General features: G+C 64.4%; 18 protein-coding genes. 11 read left to right on the forward strand and 7 right to left on the reverse strand.

What is annotated here, in order from left to right; all coding sequences use genetic code 11:
• Positions 1-51 precede the first annotated feature (51 nt).
• The 6 genes from ureC (at position 52) to ACQR0U_RS04730 (ending at position 6,124) form a co-directional block, all read left to right on the forward strand.
• The gene (ureC, locus tag ACQR0U_RS04705; protein ID WP_315713832.1) at positions 52-1,767 is read left to right on the forward strand and encodes an urease subunit alpha; all 1,716 of its coding nucleotides are present in this window, start codon (positions 52-54) and stop codon (positions 1,765-1,767) included.
• A 47-nt stretch (positions 1,768-1,814) separates the two neighbouring features.
• Positions 1,815-2,114 (forward strand): putative quinol monooxygenase, encoded by a 300-nt coding sequence (locus tag ACQR0U_RS04710; RefSeq protein WP_315713833.1) that lies wholly within the window; start codon positions 1,815-1,817, stop codon positions 2,112-2,114.
• A gap of 42 nt (positions 2,115-2,156) precedes the next feature.
• Positions 2,157-2,774, forward strand: coding sequence for an urease accessory protein UreE (ureE, locus tag ACQR0U_RS04715; protein WP_315713834.1), 618 nt, complete (start codon positions 2,157-2,159; stop codon positions 2,772-2,774).
• Entirely contained in the window at positions 2,761-3,483 is a 723-nt protein-coding gene (locus tag ACQR0U_RS04720; protein WP_315714368.1) for an urease accessory protein UreF, read from the forward strand. The genes ureE and ACQR0U_RS04720 overlap by 14 nt, the downstream gene beginning before the upstream one ends.
• A 68-nt stretch (positions 3,484-3,551) precedes the next feature.
• Positions 3,552-4,175, forward strand: coding sequence for an urease accessory protein UreG (gene ureG, locus ACQR0U_RS04725; RefSeq protein WP_315713835.1), 624 nt, complete (start codon positions 3,552-3,554; stop codon positions 4,173-4,175).
• 293 nt (positions 4,176-4,468) lie between these two features.
• Entirely contained in the window at positions 4,469-6,124 is a 1,656-nt protein-coding gene (locus ACQR0U_RS04730) for a CHASE domain-containing protein (protein WP_315713836.1), read from the forward strand.
• Between the two features lie 130 nt (positions 6,125-6,254).
• Here the strand turns inward: ACQR0U_RS04730 and ACQR0U_RS04735 are convergent, their stop codons facing one another.
• Together ACQR0U_RS04735 and ACQR0U_RS04740 are read right to left on the reverse strand one after the other, a co-directional pair.
• Positions 6,255-6,803 carry a sigma-70 family RNA polymerase sigma factor gene (locus tag ACQR0U_RS04735; protein ID WP_006612137.1) on the reverse strand — a complete coding sequence of 183 codons (549 nt, stop codon included), beginning with the start codon at positions 6,801-6,803 and terminating at the stop codon, positions 6,255-6,257.
• A complete protein-coding gene (locus ACQR0U_RS04740; protein ID WP_315734569.1) occupies positions 6,804-7,040 on the reverse strand; it encodes a NepR family anti-sigma factor in 237 nt (78 codons plus the stop codon).
• Between the two features lie 196 nt (positions 7,041-7,236).
• On the opposite strand from ACQR0U_RS04740, the gene ACQR0U_RS04745 reads away from it, so the two are divergent.
• The gene (locus ACQR0U_RS04745; RefSeq protein ID WP_315713838.1) at positions 7,237-8,040 is read left to right on the forward strand and encodes a response regulator; all 804 of its coding nucleotides are present in this window, start codon (positions 7,237-7,239) and stop codon (positions 8,038-8,040) included.
• Positions 8,041-8,118: 78 nt separating this feature from the next.
• Here the strand turns inward: ACQR0U_RS04745 and ACQR0U_RS04750 are convergent, their stop codons facing one another.
• Positions 8,119-8,604: an energy transducer TonB family protein gene (locus tag ACQR0U_RS04750; RefSeq protein WP_434842663.1), complete on the reverse strand. Its 486-nt coding sequence runs from the start codon at positions 8,602-8,604 to the stop codon at positions 8,119-8,121.
• Between the two features lie 378 nt (positions 8,605-8,982).
• Between ACQR0U_RS04750 and ACQR0U_RS04755 the strand changes: the two genes are divergently transcribed.
• A complete protein-coding gene (locus ACQR0U_RS04755) occupies positions 8,983-9,423 on the forward strand; it encodes a hypothetical protein (protein WP_316191675.1) in 441 nt (146 codons plus the stop codon).
• Between the two features lie 91 nt (positions 9,424-9,514).
• Here ACQR0U_RS04755 and ACQR0U_RS04760 read toward each other — a convergent pair whose 3' ends face one another.
• From ACQR0U_RS04760 to ACQR0U_RS04770, 3 genes are all read right to left on the reverse strand, one after another.
• Entirely contained in the window at positions 9,515-9,958 is a 444-nt protein-coding gene (locus ACQR0U_RS04760) for a hypothetical protein (protein WP_316169505.1), read from the reverse strand.
• Between the two features lie 102 nt (positions 9,959-10,060).
• Positions 10,061-10,432: a DUF883 family protein gene (locus ACQR0U_RS04765; protein WP_315713842.1), complete on the reverse strand. Its 372-nt coding sequence runs from the start codon at positions 10,430-10,432 to the stop codon at positions 10,061-10,063.
• Positions 10,433-10,512: 80 nt separating this feature from the next.
• Entirely contained in the window at positions 10,513-11,631 is a 1,119-nt protein-coding gene (locus ACQR0U_RS04770; protein WP_315713843.1) for an AI-2E family transporter, read from the reverse strand.
• A gap of 218 nt (positions 11,632-11,849) precedes the next feature.
• Here ACQR0U_RS04770 and ACQR0U_RS04775 point away from each other — a divergent pair, with 218 nt between their 5' ends.
• Both ACQR0U_RS04775 and ACQR0U_RS04780 read left to right on the forward strand, forming a co-directional pair.
• Positions 11,850-12,599: a L,D-transpeptidase gene (locus ACQR0U_RS04775; RefSeq protein ID WP_316193507.1), complete on the forward strand. Its 750-nt coding sequence runs from the start codon at positions 11,850-11,852 to the stop codon at positions 12,597-12,599.
• A 15-nt stretch (positions 12,600-12,614) separates the two neighbouring features.
• Positions 12,615-13,274 (forward strand): DUF2865 domain-containing protein, encoded by a 660-nt coding sequence (locus tag ACQR0U_RS04780; protein WP_315713845.1) that lies wholly within the window; start codon positions 12,615-12,617, stop codon positions 13,272-13,274.
• Between the two features lie 13 nt (positions 13,275-13,287).
• Here ACQR0U_RS04780 and ACQR0U_RS04785 read toward each other — a convergent pair whose 3' ends face one another.
• The gene (locus ACQR0U_RS04785; protein WP_315713846.1) at positions 13,288-15,381 is read right to left on the reverse strand and encodes a methyl-accepting chemotaxis protein; all 2,094 of its coding nucleotides are present in this window, start codon (positions 15,379-15,381) and stop codon (positions 13,288-13,290) included.
• A gap of 178 nt (positions 15,382-15,559) precedes the next feature.
• On the opposite strand from ACQR0U_RS04785, the gene ACQR0U_RS04790 reads away from it, so the two are divergent.
• Positions 15,560-15,715, forward strand: a complete 156-nt coding sequence (locus tag ACQR0U_RS04790; protein ID WP_315713847.1) for a Thivi_2564 family membrane protein — start codon at positions 15,560-15,562, stop codon at positions 15,713-15,715.
• Positions 15,716-15,750 lie beyond the last annotated feature (35 nt).

Raw genomic sequence — 15,750 nt, forward strand, 5'->3', positions numbered from 1 at the left:
GATCGCCGGTGTCTCGACATCACGACAAGCAGAGCTAATTGGGGGCCAACGATGTCCGTCAAGATCAAGCGTTCCGTCTACGCCGACATGTTCGGTCCCACGACCGGCGACAAGGTCCGGCTCGCCGACACCGACCTGATCATCGAGGTCGAGAAGGACTTCACCACCTATGGCGAGGAGGTGAAGTTCGGCGGCGGCAAGGTCATCCGTGACGGCATGGGCCAGTCGCAGGCGACCAACAAGCAGGGCGCCGCCGACACGGTCATCACCAATGCGCTCATCGTCGATCACTGGGGTGTCGTGAAGGCCGACGTCGCGATCAAAGAGGGCATGATCTCAGCGATCGGCAAGGCCGGCAATCCGGACATCCAGCCCGGCGTCACCATCGTGATCGGCCCCGGCACCGACGTGATCGCGGGCGAGGGCAAGATCCTCACCGCCGGCGGCTTCGACAGCCACATCCATTTCATCTGCCCACAGCAGATCGAGCACGCGCTGATGTCGGGCGTCACCTCCCTGCTCGGCGGCGGCACCGGCCCGTCGCACGGCACCTTCGCGACCACCTGCACGCCCGGCCCGTGGCACATCGGGCGGATGATGCAGTCGTTCGATGCGTTTCCTGTGAACCTCGGCATCTCCGGCAAGGGCAATGCGTCGCGCCCGGCCGCGCTGGTCGAGATGGTCAAGGCCGGTGCCTGTGCGCTGAAGCTGCACGAGGACTGGGGCACGACGCCGGCGGCGATCGACAATTGTCTCTCGGTCGCCGACGATCACGACGTCCAGGTGATGCTGCACTCGGACACGCTGAACGAGTCGGGCTTCGTCGAGGATACGATCAAGGCCTTCAAGGGCCGCACCATCCACGCCTTCCACACCGAAGGCGCCGGCGGCGGGCACGCGCCTGATATCATCAAGGTCGCCGGGCTGAAGAACGTGCTGCCGTCGTCGACCAACCCGACGCGTCCGTTCACGCGCAACACCATCGACGAGCATCTGGACATGCTGATGGTGTGCCACCATCTCGATCCGTCGATCGCCGAGGATCTCGCCTTTGCCGAGAGCCGCATCCGCAAGGAGACGATCGCGGCGGAGGACATCCTGCACGATCTCGGCGCGCTCTCGATGATGTCATCGGATTCGCAGGCGATGGGCCGGCTCGGCGAGGTCATCATCCGGACCTGGCAGACCGCCGACAAGATGAAGAAGCAGCGCGGCGCGCTGCCGCAGGACAAGGGCAAGGACAACGACAATTTCCGCGTCAAGCGCTACATCGCCAAATACACGATCAACCCGGCGATTGCGCATGGCGTGTCGAAGCTGATCGGCTCGGTCGAGAAGGGCAAGCTCGCCGACCTCGTGCTGTGGTCGCCCGCCTTCTTCGGCGTCAAGCCGGACTGCGTCATCAAGGGCGGCACCATCGTCGCCGCGCCCATGGGCGATCCGAACGCCTCGATCCCGACCCCGCAGCCGGTGCATTACCAGCCGATGTTCGGCGCGTTCGGCAAGTCGTTGACGGCTTCGTCCGTGATCTTCACCTCGAAGGCGGCCATCACCGGCGGGCTCGCCCGCAAGCTCGGCCTTTCGAAGAAGCTCTACGCGGTGCAGAACACCCGCGGCAGGATCTCGAAGAAGAGCATGATCCACAATGATGCGACGCCCAACATCGAGGTCGATCCGGAGACATACGAGGTGCGGGCCGACGGCGAGCTCCTGACCTGCGAGCCGGCCGAGGTGCTGCCCATGGCGCAGCGCTACTTCATGTACTAAGCTTCCGCCCGGTACCAGAACCAGAAAAGTACCGGGAGGACGAGTTCGTGATCTATGTCGTTGCCACCTTGACCATCAAGCCCGAAACCCGTGCGGAATTCATCGCCGCTGCGGCTGCCTGCATTGCGGGGACCCGCAAAGAACCCGGCAATATCGCCTATGATTTGCATGAGAGCGTCACCGACCCGAGCAAGATGGTCTTCGTCGAGCAGTGGGAGAACGCCGAGGCCTTGGTGCCGCACCGCGCGACCGAGCACATGAAGACGTTCGGGCGCGTCGCGGTCAAATGCATGTCGGCCCCGCCGAAGATCGAGATCATCACGCCTGAGAAGGTCGATGTCCGCTGAGCGGAATAAGAGTGAGCGCAATAAGAGAATGAGAGTTTCAGCATGATCCGCGCGACACGCGTGCTCGGGCAGCATCGTTGGAAGGAGGCTGCCGCCGATTCCGTCCTGCTCGATTTCGATGACCGGCACCGGCGGCGGCTGGTGATGACCGGAACGCGTGGGCTGGAGTTTCTGCTGGACCTCGAGCACGCTACCGCATTGCGCGGTGGCGATGCCCTGGTGCTGGAGGACGGCCGGCTGATCGAGGTCGTGGCGGCGGCCGAGCCGCTGCTCGAGATCCGGGCTTCCGATCCGCATCATCTGGTGCGGCTGGCCTGGCACCTCGGCAACCGGCACCTGCCGACGCAGATCATGGCCAAGAGCCTGCGCATCCGCCGCGACCACGTGATCGAGGCCATGGTCAAGGGTCTCGGCGCGCGCGTCATCGAGATCGAGGCACCGTTCGATCCGGAAGGCGGCGCCTACGCCGAGCCCAGCCATGCGCACGGCCACGATGATCATGATCACCACGGTCACGATCATCATCACGATCATGCCGGGCACGATCACGCGCATCACGGCCACGACGACGGCCATGCACATGATCATCACGTGCATGACGAGCACTGCGGCCATGACCATCACGATCACGGTCATTCCCATGCTCATGAGCACAAATGAGGAGGGGGCTCGGCCGGCTGCAATCAGGGCCGCGGATTCGGCTGCGCTGTATCGGCTGCTGACATGGCTGTCGCCGGCGTTTCCGATCGGCGGCTTCTCCTATTCGAGCGGCATCGAATGGGCCGTGGAGGCAGGCGACATCGGCGATGCGGCGGAGCTGCGCGGCTGGCTCGCGACGATGCTGACCAACGGCTCCGGCTTCTGCGACGCGGCTTTCCTCGCGCACGCGTATCGCGCGGTCGAGCTCGACGATATGGCCAGCCTCCGCGAGGTGGCCGAGCTTGCGGCCGCGTTCGTACCGTCGCGCGAGCGTCAGCTCGAAACCACCGCGCAGGGCCGGGCCTTCATCGAGATCGCGCGGTCCGCCTGGAACTGCGCAGGCCTCGACGAGGCGGTGGCGCGCTGTGAGACCATCGTCTATCCGGTCGCCGTGGGGCTGGTCGGCGCGCTTCACGGCGTTCCTCTGGGACCCCTGCTGCACGGCTTTCTGCACGCCCTGACGTCGAACTGGATTTCCGCCGGCAGTCGTCTCGTACCGTTGGGGCAGACCGACAGCCAGCGCGTGCTCGCCGCGTTGGAACCTGTCGTCGCCGCGACGGCGGACCGCGCTCTGCTCGCCTCGCTCGATCACATCGGCGGCGCAACGTTCCGCTCCGATCTCGCAAGCCTTCATCACGAGACGCAATATACAAGGCTGTTTCGGTCGTGATGAAGCGGGGCAACGGCTGCTCGATCACGGCCCCGCGCGGTCGCGCGCACGACAGAAGGATAAATGACATGGCATCGTCTCACGGTCCGCTCCGCGTTGGCGTCGGTGGCCCGGTCGGGTCCGGCAAGACTGCGTTGATGGATCTGCTCTGCAAGTCGATGCGGGAGCACTACGACATCGCTGCGATCACCAACGACATCTACACCAAGTGGGACGCGGAGTTTCTCGTTCGCTCGGGATCGCTGACTCCGGATCGTATCGCCGGCGTGGAGACCGGCGGCTGCCCGCATACTGCGATCCGCGAGGACGCGTCCATGAACCTCGCCGCCGTGGCCGACATGCGAGCCAAGTTTCCCGGACTCGACCTGGTGTTGATCGAGTCGGGCGGCGACAACCTCGCCGCAACGTTCTCGCCGGAACTCGCCGATATCACGATCTACGTCATCGACGTCGCGGCGGGCGACAAGATCCCGTCGAAGGGCGGACCGGGTATCACCCGCTCCGACCTTCTGGTGATCAACAAGATTGACTTGGCACCCCATGTGGGCGCTTCTCTGGAGAAGATGGAGACGGATGCCAAGCGCATGCGCGGCTCACGGCCCTTCGTCATGACCAACCTGAAGAAGAGCCAGGGGCTTGACCGGATCATCGGCTTCATCGAAGCCAAGGGCGGTCTGAAGCCGTCGGCCTGAGCGCGGGGACGGATCTGCGTCGCACGGCTCTTCGTTGCTCGATGCGTCTGCTGGAATGACCGACGCAAAAAAGCCTCATCCGGCCGGAACAACTTGACCCCTCGGGTGTTGCCTCGACCCGGGGTGCGCCTTGCCCAAGGCGTCTCGGCGCCGATGCACTGGTATCCTGGGATCGCTATCCGCTGATCGCTCCGATCACTTCCGATCGCCCCGAGGTGCGTCCTTGAGTTGCAGGCCCGGTTATTGGATGACTCGTCTCCTCCTTCGCCAACCCTTTACTTCAGAGTGAACGAGTGCTCCGGCTGGGTGTCATCATCGGTTTGATCGCGCTGGTCGGGACGGCGCTGTCCGGCTTGGCCGCCTATCGCGTACACGACCAGGAGCTGGCGCTCGATCGCATTGCGCTGGCCCGTGCCATCGACGTCCATGCCAGCCTCGTCCAGGACCGGCTGACCGAACGTGAGCTGCTGGCCCGGGTGGCCTCCGGGCTGTTCCGCGCTCCCTCCGTGATCAAGGCCAATATGCTGGAGCCGCTGCGATCGTCGATCTACGCGTTCAAGACCGACTTCGTGGTGGCGTCGTGGATCGCACGGCTGCGGCCGGATGAGCTCCCCATCGCGCAAGCCGAGCTGCGTCAGGCTGGCTTCCCGAATCCAACCATTCGCAATTTCGACGACATGCCGCTCGGGCCGAACGTCGATCGTCCGTTGGACGTTCTGATGGATCTCGAGCCACGCAATGCCGAGACCTCGAAGCTTCCCGGTATCGCACTCGACCGGCAGCCGATCGTCGGACCGATGCTCGCGCGTGCCATGGCCGAGGGCAAGCCGGTCGCATCCGATCCCACTCCGCTGGTGCGGAGCGATGGTCCGATCGGGATCGTGCTGGCAGCCCCGGTCGTCCCGCAAGGTGCCACTGCGCCGGCGGGCTTCGTGACGTTTTCCTACGAGATCGGGCCACTGCTGCTCACCAATGACGATCTGTCGTTGTTCTCGGTGGCGTTGAAGGATCCGCGCAACGCCTCGGATGAGCTGGTTGCCAACGACCAGGGGGCGGTGACGAGCCGGACCCGCAGGCCCGACGATCCTGCTCCGTCGTCGACCCGCACCGTGGCCTTCGGCAATCACGACTGGTCGCTGGTCTATTACGCCAAGGGCAATGCGGTCCGGCGCGCGCAACAGACCGCGGCGATCGTCGGCGTCATCGGGATGGCGCTGACCGGTATCATCTGCGGCCTGTTCGGCTACGTCGCCTACAACAATCTGCGCCTGAGCCGCGAAATCCAGGTGCGGATCGGCTTCGAGCGCCGACTGACGGCGGTCATCGACGAGCTGAACCACCGGGTCAAGAACATCCTGGCGGTGATCCAATCCATCGTGACGCGCACGCTGCGTCATGGCAGCGACATGGACGTCGCACGCGAGCTGCTGATCGGACGGATCCATGCGATGTCGAACGTCGTCACGCTGCTCAGCGAGAGCCAATGGCAAGGCGTGCAATTGCGCGGACTGTTCGAAGCTCGCGCGATCCCGCATGCGGACAGGATTGCGGTCAACGGACCCGACATCACCGTGAGCGCGCGTGCCGCGCAGAGCCTCTCGCTGCTGTTTTTCGAACTCGCCTCGCACTCGGACGAAGGCCTCTCGCTCGTGGGAAAGCACCCGCACATCACCGCCAAATGGGAGGTGACCGGCGAGGAGCCGAATGCCGTCTTCCACTTCCGTTGGGAGGAATTGAACACCAGTGAAGCAACGCGGCGGCCGGACAGCGATTTCGGACTGATCCTGCTCGATCGCGTGGCACCGGAGGCGCTCGGCGGCACGTCAAAGCGCTTCTTCACCGAGGCGAGCTATGTGTATGAGCTGACCGCTCCGATGGAGACGGTGATCGACATGACCGAGCGCGATCGCACCGAGCAATTCTCCGCGCCGGTGCATCCGGCGCGATAGCCGCAGCGCTCGTCGGCAAACAGGATGCCAGGGCGCACGATGCCCGAGTGCAAGTGATCAACAACAACAAGAAGAGGCGGCTCTTTCGCGAGCCGCCTCTTTGCTGGTTCGTTTGCGACGGCTTGGCTGATCAGCCGCCGCTGCCGCCGATCACCGCCCGCACGGTCTCGTCCGGGCCGAAATCCTCGGCGCCTTCGACATAGAGCAGCGCTGCCAGCTTCGAGCGCGCGCGGTTCACGCGGCTCTTGATGGTGCCCACCGCGCAGCCGCAGATCGCTGCCGCATCCTCGTAGGAGAAGCCCGATGCACCGACCAGGATCAGCGCCTCGCGCTGGTCCTGAGGCAGCTTCTCGAGCGCCGCGCGGAACTCCTCGAACTCGAGATGCGCGCCCTGCGAGGGATGCGTCTTGAGCGTCTTGGCGTAGTTCCCTTCGGCATCCTCCACTTCGCGCCGGCGTTTGCGGTAGTCGGATCGGAACAGGTTGCGCAGGATCGTGAACAGCCAGGCAGGCAGATTCGATCCCGGTTGAAACGAGTCGATGTTGGCCAGCGCCCGGAGCAGGGTTTCCTGCACGAGGTCGTCGGCACGATCGCTGTTACCACTCAAGGAAATCGCAAATGCGCGAAGGCTGGGGACGGCCGCGAGGATATCGTCCCGCAAGGAATCAGTGAGAGGCATTCACTCCCTCCCGTCGGTTTGGTCGTTGGATCCCCCGCCGTTCTCCACGTGGGACTGTGCTGCCGGCGCATCAAGCTTCCGCACCAGTTCCGCGAAGCGGTCCGGCACTCCCTGACGGACGACGTCGTCGTACATCGCGCGGAGTTGATGACCGATTCTGGATTGAATTTCCGCGTTCAGTCCGCCGGGCTTGCGCGGTGCCGCATTCTTGCTGGCTTGAGACTTTACATCTTTCATGACCTTTTCCACGTTTCCCCGAGAGTTAAGTCCCTGAAGCTTCAAGAATTATTCTCGCCACCGAGAGGGTCTGTCGGGAACTAATGCGACGGGGCGATAAAAGTTCCACGCGTTTGGGGAACTTTTCGTCGGTTCGGGCGTAATCAGCCCATCATGGAACCCGGGCGGGAAGCCCAGATGACCGAATGGAGTGGGGATGAGCCGATCACAGCTTGTTGCTGAACATTTGCCGCTGTTGCGCCGGTATGCGAGGGCCCTCACCGGCAGCCAGGGTTCCGGAGACGCCTATGTCGGAGCGATGCTCGAGGCGCTGATTCAGGATCCCGCTCTGCTGGACGAGCGCTATGGCCCGCGGGCTGCGCTGTTCCGGCTGTTCACGCAGATCTGGAACTCGGTGGCGCTCAACGATGACGCCGAAGTGGCGACTCTGCCGATGCCGCCGGAGCGGCGCCTCTCCAACATCACCCCCTTGCCCCGCCAGGCCTTCCTGCTGCTCTCGCTCGAGGGTTTTCCCGAGGAGGAAGTGGCCTTCATCCTCGACATCGACGTCGCGGAAACCCGCCGGCTGGCGGATGCAGCCGGACGTGAGCTCGCCGCCGAGATCGCCACCGATGTCCTGATCATCGAGGATGAGACCTTCATCGCGATGGACCTTGAGAGCCTCGTCAAGAATCTCGGTCACAACGTGATCGGCGTGGCCCGCACCCATGCCGACGCGGTGGCTCTGGCCAAGAACAAGAAGCCCGGTCTGATCCTGGCTGATATTCAGCTCGCAGATGGTTCGTCCGGCCTGGATGCCGTCAACGAGCTGCTGCGCACCTTCGAAGTGCCGGTGGTCTTCATTACCGCCTATCCGGAGCGCTTCCTCACGGGTGAGCGGCCCGAACCGGCGTTCCTGATCTCAAAGCCGTTCCAGCCGGCCATGGTGTCGGCAGTCGCCAGCCAGGCTCTGTTCTTCCAGCGCAACTCGCGCAACAGGATGCCCAAGCCGGCGGCCTGATCAAGCCGCGCGCACAACGTCGCCCCGGCGCGTTCCTCACGGAGCGCGCCGGATTTCGTTGCAGCATCGAAGACGAGATCAGCAGCCGCGGCACACGCCGTTGAGCCGTGCCTTCAGCGTCGCGTCATTCGGCTTGGTCTCTTGGAGCTTCAACGTTGTCTCCTCAAGCCGGATGATTGCGGACGTCCGTCGAGGCGCGAACACGATCGGCACGAGAAAAGTGAGATCGCCGTCCGCCAGTTCCGGCGGCGGTGGCGCAAATGGTTGGGCTCGCTCCACCATGGCGAGCGCTTCCTGGTCAAGCGCGGGGTCACCGGTCGTTTCGGCCAGCACCGCCGAGATGAGGTGGCCTTCGCGGTCGATGTGAAACAGGACCTTGGCCGTCCCGCCCTGATCCGAGGCCTGCGGCGGATAGCGACGCTGAACCTTCAATTGTGCGACGAGGTTCTTGATCCAAGTTTCCCTGGCGCCGTCGGCCGCTGCAATCCCGGGAAACAGGCACACGAGAACCAGCGCCAGTCCAAACCCTCTCCATACGCCGACGCGATCCAGCGAGCTCAGCATCCCTGCCCCCACGTGCGCGGACCATGAACGCAGCCGCGCTGCTTCAACATATAACCGGGACGAAAAGGGGATAAAGCGCCGCGAATGTCGGGGCCGCGATCTGACCGGAAGGGTGGATCAGGAAAGAATGCGGGGCACCGCCGGCATCACCACGGCGGTGCCCCGCGTCGCCGGTCAATGGGGCAGGGGGAATAACCGGCTGCCGAGATGACGCGCGACCCGAAAAGTCGTTCCGCGTGAGATCGAATTTTTTGGCGCCATGAAATTGAAGAATACCGCCGCAGTTTACACACGGTTAAGTGATTTGCCCAACCGAGAACCCAGTTCCTGCGACTTACGTTGGTATGCCGATCGCCTTACGGCGAGGGGAGCAGAGACATGTCGCAGACCAGGAAGGTTATCGTTTTGGGTTCGCTTGCGGCTTCCGCGATGCTCGTGGGCGCAATGCAACTGGCTTCAGGCCATGATCTTGGCGCCAACCTGCCGGCTCAGAGCCCCTCTCCCCAGCCGATCGTCGCAACCGCGAATGACGTGAACCGGGCCGCCAAGGCTGACCGCGCCAAACAAAACGGTACTGCGGCGCCGTCGCAGACTGTGTCGATCAAGCTGGCAGCCTTCGCGGAGACCTCCTTCTTGGTGCGGCTTCCCTTCAACCCCACGGGTGTAAGCGCGGGCTCGTTACCATCGCCGCAGGGATCGCAGCTCATCACCACCGGCAACGAGCGGCAGGCCGTCAAGCATCCGGTGGCGTGCGAGCCGTCGGTGTCCGTGCTGACGGAGATCGCCAAGCGCCTGCAACCGGGACGGTGTGTGACTTAGTTACAGCCCCTCGCACCAGGCCCGCGGCTCAAGCGGCGGATCAACGCCTGGCAAATGATAAAAGCCGTCCGATGACGGTCAGGGGCAGTCCTCACTCTGCGGGAGTTTGCTCCTCCGCGGCTGGGCGGCTGACCATGAATCCGAGCGCCAGACCGCCCACAGCCAGAATGGGAATCAGCCGCTTGATGCCAATCATGCGGACGATCTGCAGGCCGCTTGCCAACAACATCGGGTCTGCGAAAGCAGATTGGACTGCCGACCGCGCCGTTTCCGCGGTTCGCGCGGCACGACTCTCGATTGCGCGCTTGCGCGCCATGTAGCTGATTGCGGCCATCAACGTCACCACGAAGAAGATGGCGGCACCTGTGAGGCACGCGGCCACGAGCCCGTAACGATCCAGGACGGCGACAAAAGCTGCGGCGCACAGAAAGCTCGTGGTTACGAACAGTCCGACCGCTGCAGCGATTGCGAGCGATGTGAGCCGAACGGCATGCCCGGTCGATTCCTGGAAGTCCGCAATCAGGCGCTGCAGCATGTCATTCTCCTCCTCGTCTCGTTCATCTGCGCAACAAACTCAAATCGGCGCCGAAAACGCGGCGCCGAAACAAGACGACCTCTGGATTTCAGGGGCCAACCCTCAGCGTCTCCAGGCGGCGCCGATGAGAAATCCGAGTCCGAGCGCAAGACCCACGGTGGCGAGTGGGCGATGGGAGATCACGTCCTCGAGGCGCTCCTCCAGCGAGTTTGCGGCATCCTGGGCTGCACCAAACATCGCAGTGCCGCGCTCGGACATGTCGTCGAACGTCTGGTCTACGTTCTCGCGTGCCTGACGATAGCCGCTGCGGGCCTGCTTGCTGGCCTGCCCAGCGAAAGCATTGAGCGCGTCGGTGATCTGTTCGGTGAGAGCTGCGATATCGTTTTTCACGGCGTGGACATCCTTCTGCAGGCGTTCGTAGTTCGCTTTGTCGACGAGATCTTTCAGGGCGGTCTCACCGTCAGTCGGTGGCATGGCAAGCTCCCGGAGCAAGGTGATTGCGTCTGCTCGACAAACGCGGGGTCTCAGCCGAAGTTCCGACGGTGGAAACCGAATTAGTCTGCCGGCAGTTGCGGCGAGTCGTCCGGCAGCAGATGCTCCTTGACGATGAGGGCGACGATCAGGAGCGGCGAGGCAAGGAAGGCTCCCATCGGGCCCCACAGCCAGGTCCAGAATGCCAGCGCGATGAACACCGCGAGTGCGTTGAGAGCCAGCCGCCTGCCGATGATGGTCGGCGTGACGAAGTGGCCTTCCATGAAGGTGATCACGGCGAAGATGGCGGGCGCGACCATGCCGGCGCTCAAGGTCGGGAATGCGATTGCGCCGACCAGGACGAGCACCGCGAACATCGCGATCGGCCCGATGATGGGGATGAAGTTCAGCGTTGCCGCAAGCGCCCCGAGGCCGGCGGGATTGGGCATGCCGGCGAGGGCGCAGGCGAGGCCGGCGGCAATACCGACACCGGTGTTGATGAGCGTCACTGTTAGGAGGTAGTTGCCGAGGTGCAGCTCGAGCTCATTGAGGATGCGCAGCGTCCGCAGCCGTGCCTCGTGATCACCAAAGGTCATGATCAGCGCTCGCCGGAGATCGCGCCAGCTTGCGATGAACAGCACGAGCGTCGCGAAGAACAGTAGGAATTCGGTGAAGGTCGGCGACAGGAATTCGATCGTTGGCTGAACCCAATCGAACTTGGGGAGCTCCAGGCTGGCCGAGGCTTGTGCGCTTCCGCCGCCGACGGCCGCCTGCATTTCGTGCCACAGCGCCAGCGGTCGATCGAAGACGTGCAGCTTGGCCTTGAGCGTCGTGGCAAGCTCGGGAAGGCGATTGGTCCAGTCGAGCACAGGCGCCGAAATCAGGCCAATGATGAAGGCGAGCCCGGTGGCAACGGCGATCACGATCAACACGGCGCCGACGCCGCGCGGCACGTGATGGCGTTCGAGGAAGTTGGCGGCCGGCGACAGCATGGTGCCGACCACGAAGGCCATGACGATCGGCAGGAAAAACCCCCGGGCGACATAGAGGACACCCGTCACGCAGACGGCCGTGAGGATGACGAGAGCGATGGCGACGACGTCAGCCCGCCTGATCACGGGCGGTACTTCTTGGTGACTTTCATTCAAGGCTGAATCGTCGTTCCCGCTGGCGAGCAGCCGCTCGGTGGGAAGTACACGCACCATGAATCTCCCGATCGAGTCGTTCGCGCACAGCTCGCGTGGTGACGTTCTCGTCATCCAACAACCGAGGGGCCATCCGGTTCCGTCGCGCAAACGTGAGAACTCATACGCTTGACTGACGCAGGGCGACCACACCGGGCCGGAACTACGGCGAGACGTTCGGCGTTTGGAAAGCAATCACGCATCGTACCGCGATGCTCGTCTGACAGGGGCACTCCATGACACAGCTCGTTTCCGATCACCGCAGCTTTGCGCGGACCGCTTCGCTGATCGCCTGCGTCGCGGTTCTTCTTGTTGCTGGTCCCACCGCGTCTCACGCACAGAGCCTCGGATATGCGTCGGTCGAACAGCAGCAGGCCTTCCCGCCGGACGAGGCGACTGCACCCGCCGTGGAGCAGGACGAGGACAGCCGGCTGCCCGACAGGTTGCGGCGCACGATCGTCAATCTCGATACGCGGGAGGCGCCGGGGACGATCATCATCGATACCGGCAATACCTATCTGTACTACGTGCTCGGCGGCGGCCGCGCGCTGCGTTACGGCGTCGGCGTGGGGCGCCAGGGCTTCACCTGGTCGGGTGTCCAGACGGTGACGCGCAAGGCGGAATGGCCGGACTGGCATCCGCCGGCGCAGATGATCGCGCGCCAGCCCTATCTGCCGCGTTTCATGGCCGGCGGCCCGGGCAATCCGCTCGGCGCCCGGGCCATGTATCTCGGGTCCAGCGAGTATCGCATCCATGGCACCAACGACCCCACGACGATCGGCAAGTTCGTGTCGTCGGGCTGCATCCGCCTGACCAATGAGGATGTTTCCGACCTGTTCAGCCGCGTGCAGGTGGGGACGAAGGTCGTGGTGCTGCCGAAGGCCGGCTCGCTGCAGGCGCGCACCAATGCCGGCCGTACGCCGCGCGTGACGTCGCTGCCGTCGGGGCGGCAGGCGATGTCGCTGCCCGTCTCGGCCGTCAATTGATATGGGAGCGGAATGATGAACGGTCGACGTGCACTCGCCGCCATTGCAGTGGCAACCATGGCAACCGCGGGTGCGTTGGCAGCGCCGACCACAGCGGGCGCGCAGGATTTTTTCTCGGCGCTGTTCGGCGGCTTCAACGCACCGCAGCGTCAGGCGCCCTATATCCGGATGCCGTTCGCCGACGAGGCGCCACCGGCGCCACGGCCGGCCCCGCGGGGCGACGTCACCTATCGCGGCGGCAGCAGCAGCGTCGCCTGGTGTGTCCGCACCTGTGATGGCCGCTACTTCCCGCTCGGCGCGACCGGCGACCAGAGCAAGGAAGCCGCCTGCAACAGCTTCTGCCCGGCGGCCAAGACCGAGATTGTCTATGGCAGCTCGATCGACGGTGCCGAGACCGATGGCGGCAAGCCGTATTCGGCGCTGCCCAACGCCTTCAAGTATCGCACCGAGATCGTCGACGGCTGCACCTGCAACGGCAAGGACCATTTCGGCCTTGCCAAGGTGTCGATCGACAACGATCCGACCCTGCGCAAGGGCGACGTCGTCGCCAGCGACGACGGCCTCAAGGTCGCCAACCGGACCGGCAGCGGCAAGCGCGCCGAGCTGAACTTCTCGCCGGCGCCCGCGGCGTTGCGCGCGAAATACGAGCGCGCGCCGGTGACGGCGTCCGACTGATCCTGCGAGGTCGTCAGGCGGCGCGGATCTTGCCGAGGAAGTCCCTGACCTGATGACCGAGATTCCTGCTCTGGCTCTCCAGCGTCTCTGAGGCGGAGCGCACGTTGTCGGCCGCCGCCGCAGCGGCATCGGCGTCCGACTTGACGCCGGTGATGTTGTCGGAAACGTTCTTGGTGCCGTCGGCGGCGAACTGGGTGCTGCGTGAGATCTCCTGCGTCGCCGCCCCTTGCTCCTGCACCGCCGCGGCGATCGCAGTCGCCACCTCGTTGACCTCGCCAATGATGCCGCCGATGCGCTTGATCGCGTCGATCGCGTCATTGGCGACGCGCTGGATGTCGGCGATCTGCTCGGAAATCTCGTCGGTCGCCTTCGCGGTCTGGCTCGCCAGCGTCTTCACCTCGGAGGCGACGACCGCAAAACCCTTGCCGGCCTCGCCGGCGCGCGCTGCCTCGATGGTCGCGTTCAGCGCGAGCAGGTTGGTCTGCGAGGCGATGCTGTTGATCAGCCCGACCACCTCGCCGATCCGATTGGCCGATTGTGCCAGCCCCTGCACCGTGCCGTCGGTCATGCGGGCCTGCTCCACTGCGCGGCTGGCGATTCCGGCCGCATGCGACGCCTGCTTGCTGATGTCGGCGATCGAGGCGTTCAGTTCCTCCGCGGCCGAGGCGACCGTCTGCACGCTCGTCGACGCATCGCTGGAGGCCTTCGAGGCCTCCTCGGCGCGGGCATTGGTCTGCCGCGAGACGTTGGTCAGTCCGGCGGACGTCGCCTGCATGTCGGTGGAGGCGCGGCCGAGCTGCTCGAGCGAGTCGCGGACCAGCCCCTCGAACTCGCTCACATAGCTTTCGATCGCCCGCTGGCGCGCGACCGTCGTTTCGTTGCGTTGGCGCTCCTGGGCCTCGATCGCGAGCTTGTCCTTGGCCTGCTGCTTGAACGTTTCGAGCGCGCCCGCCAGCGCACCGATCTCGTCCTGCCGCTGCATGTAGCCCGTCTCGACGCTGAGGTCGCCGCCCGCAACCGCCAGCATGGCATCGCGCATTCTGTTGAGGGGCTGGATCACCCGGCGGCTCACCAGCATCAGCGCGGTGCCGCCGATCACGGTCGCCGCGATCAGGAGGCAGAGTTCGACCCCAAGGGTCCGCATGGCCGCCGCATGCTGCTCCTCGATATAGGTCCTTGCGGTCTCGAGCGCGGTCTCGGCGACCGCAACCGCCGCATTGAGGCGCCCGACCGTGAACGGGCTCCATTTGTTGGCGACCATCTCTGGCGTCTCGCCGCTCGCGAGCGCGTTGACGAGGCGATCGCGCAGCGCCGTGTACTCGGTCTCGAAATAGGCCTTGCGCGTGGCCTCCAGCGCGGCCGTCATCGCGGCCGGCCATTTTGCGCCGCTGGTCGCGAGTTCGAGCGCCTTCCATGCGGCCTCGGCGCCGCCGACCGCTTTGGTATAGTTCAGCCGCGCCTCGGGCGTGATCTTGCCTGCGGCGAGGCCGTTCGAAACCAGGAAGGAGGCATCGCCGGCGGTGTTGCGCAGCAGCCATGCGATCTGCTTGATCTGCAACAGCTGATCGATGGTCGGATCCGCATGGTTGACCTCGGCGGCGAGAATGGCCTGGATCTTCTCCAGCGTCTCCAGCAGCCTGTCCTCGGTCTGCATGTATTCCTTGCCGAGCGCCAATCGGCGCGACGCCTTCGGCTTGGCGACCTCCTGCCAGAATTCCCTCTGCTGATCGCTCAGCGTTGTCAGCAGTTGTTGGAATTGCGAGAGCAGCGCCGCCTTGTCAGCAAACTCGATGCCCGGAAGGGTGCCCAGCGCGCGGCCCATGGCGGGCATGGCGACGTCGCGCAGGCCGCGGACGTATCGCTCGGTCTCTGGCTCGACCTTCTCGTCCACGGTCACCATGCGGTTCGAGGTCGAGCGGTCGGCCCGCAGCTTGTCCATCGCCTTGAACATGCTTTCGGAGGCATCGACGATCGAGCTGATGCGCGCGGTGAGCTCGAGCTGCTGCCACGAATTGTAGGCCCGCGAGGCGAACAGGCCGACAAACAGGCATGCCGTCACCAGGATGATGGCCTTCAACGTCGTGGAAATGGTCAGGCGGTTCAGCATGTTGATCTCCGATTCACCGCATTTGACCGCAGACCCGTAAAAATCTGGATGAGGGCTGGCTCCGTTGAACTACGGAGACAGTCGTTGAGCACTCAGGTTCCGGGAGTGGAACTACCAGCCGCCGAGCGTGTTAGCTGATCACCGCCAGCGCATCCTCCTCTCGTTCAGGGGCTCATTCATGCTCGTCAGTGCTCTCGTCACCTTTCTCGTCGTCATCCTCATCCTCTATTTGATCAACCTGCTGCCGATCGACGGCCGGGCCAAGCAGATCTGCCGCGTGATCGTCATCGTGCTCGGCGTGATCTCGCTGCTTCGATTCATCGCGGTGATATGATCTGGCATCATGTTACCTCCGGCAGATCAAAAAAA

Source organism: Bradyrhizobium sp. HKCCYLRH3097 (assembly GCF_051167875.1).
In the GTDB taxonomy this organism is placed as follows: domain Bacteria; phylum Pseudomonadota; class Alphaproteobacteria; order Rhizobiales; family Xanthobacteraceae; genus Bradyrhizobium.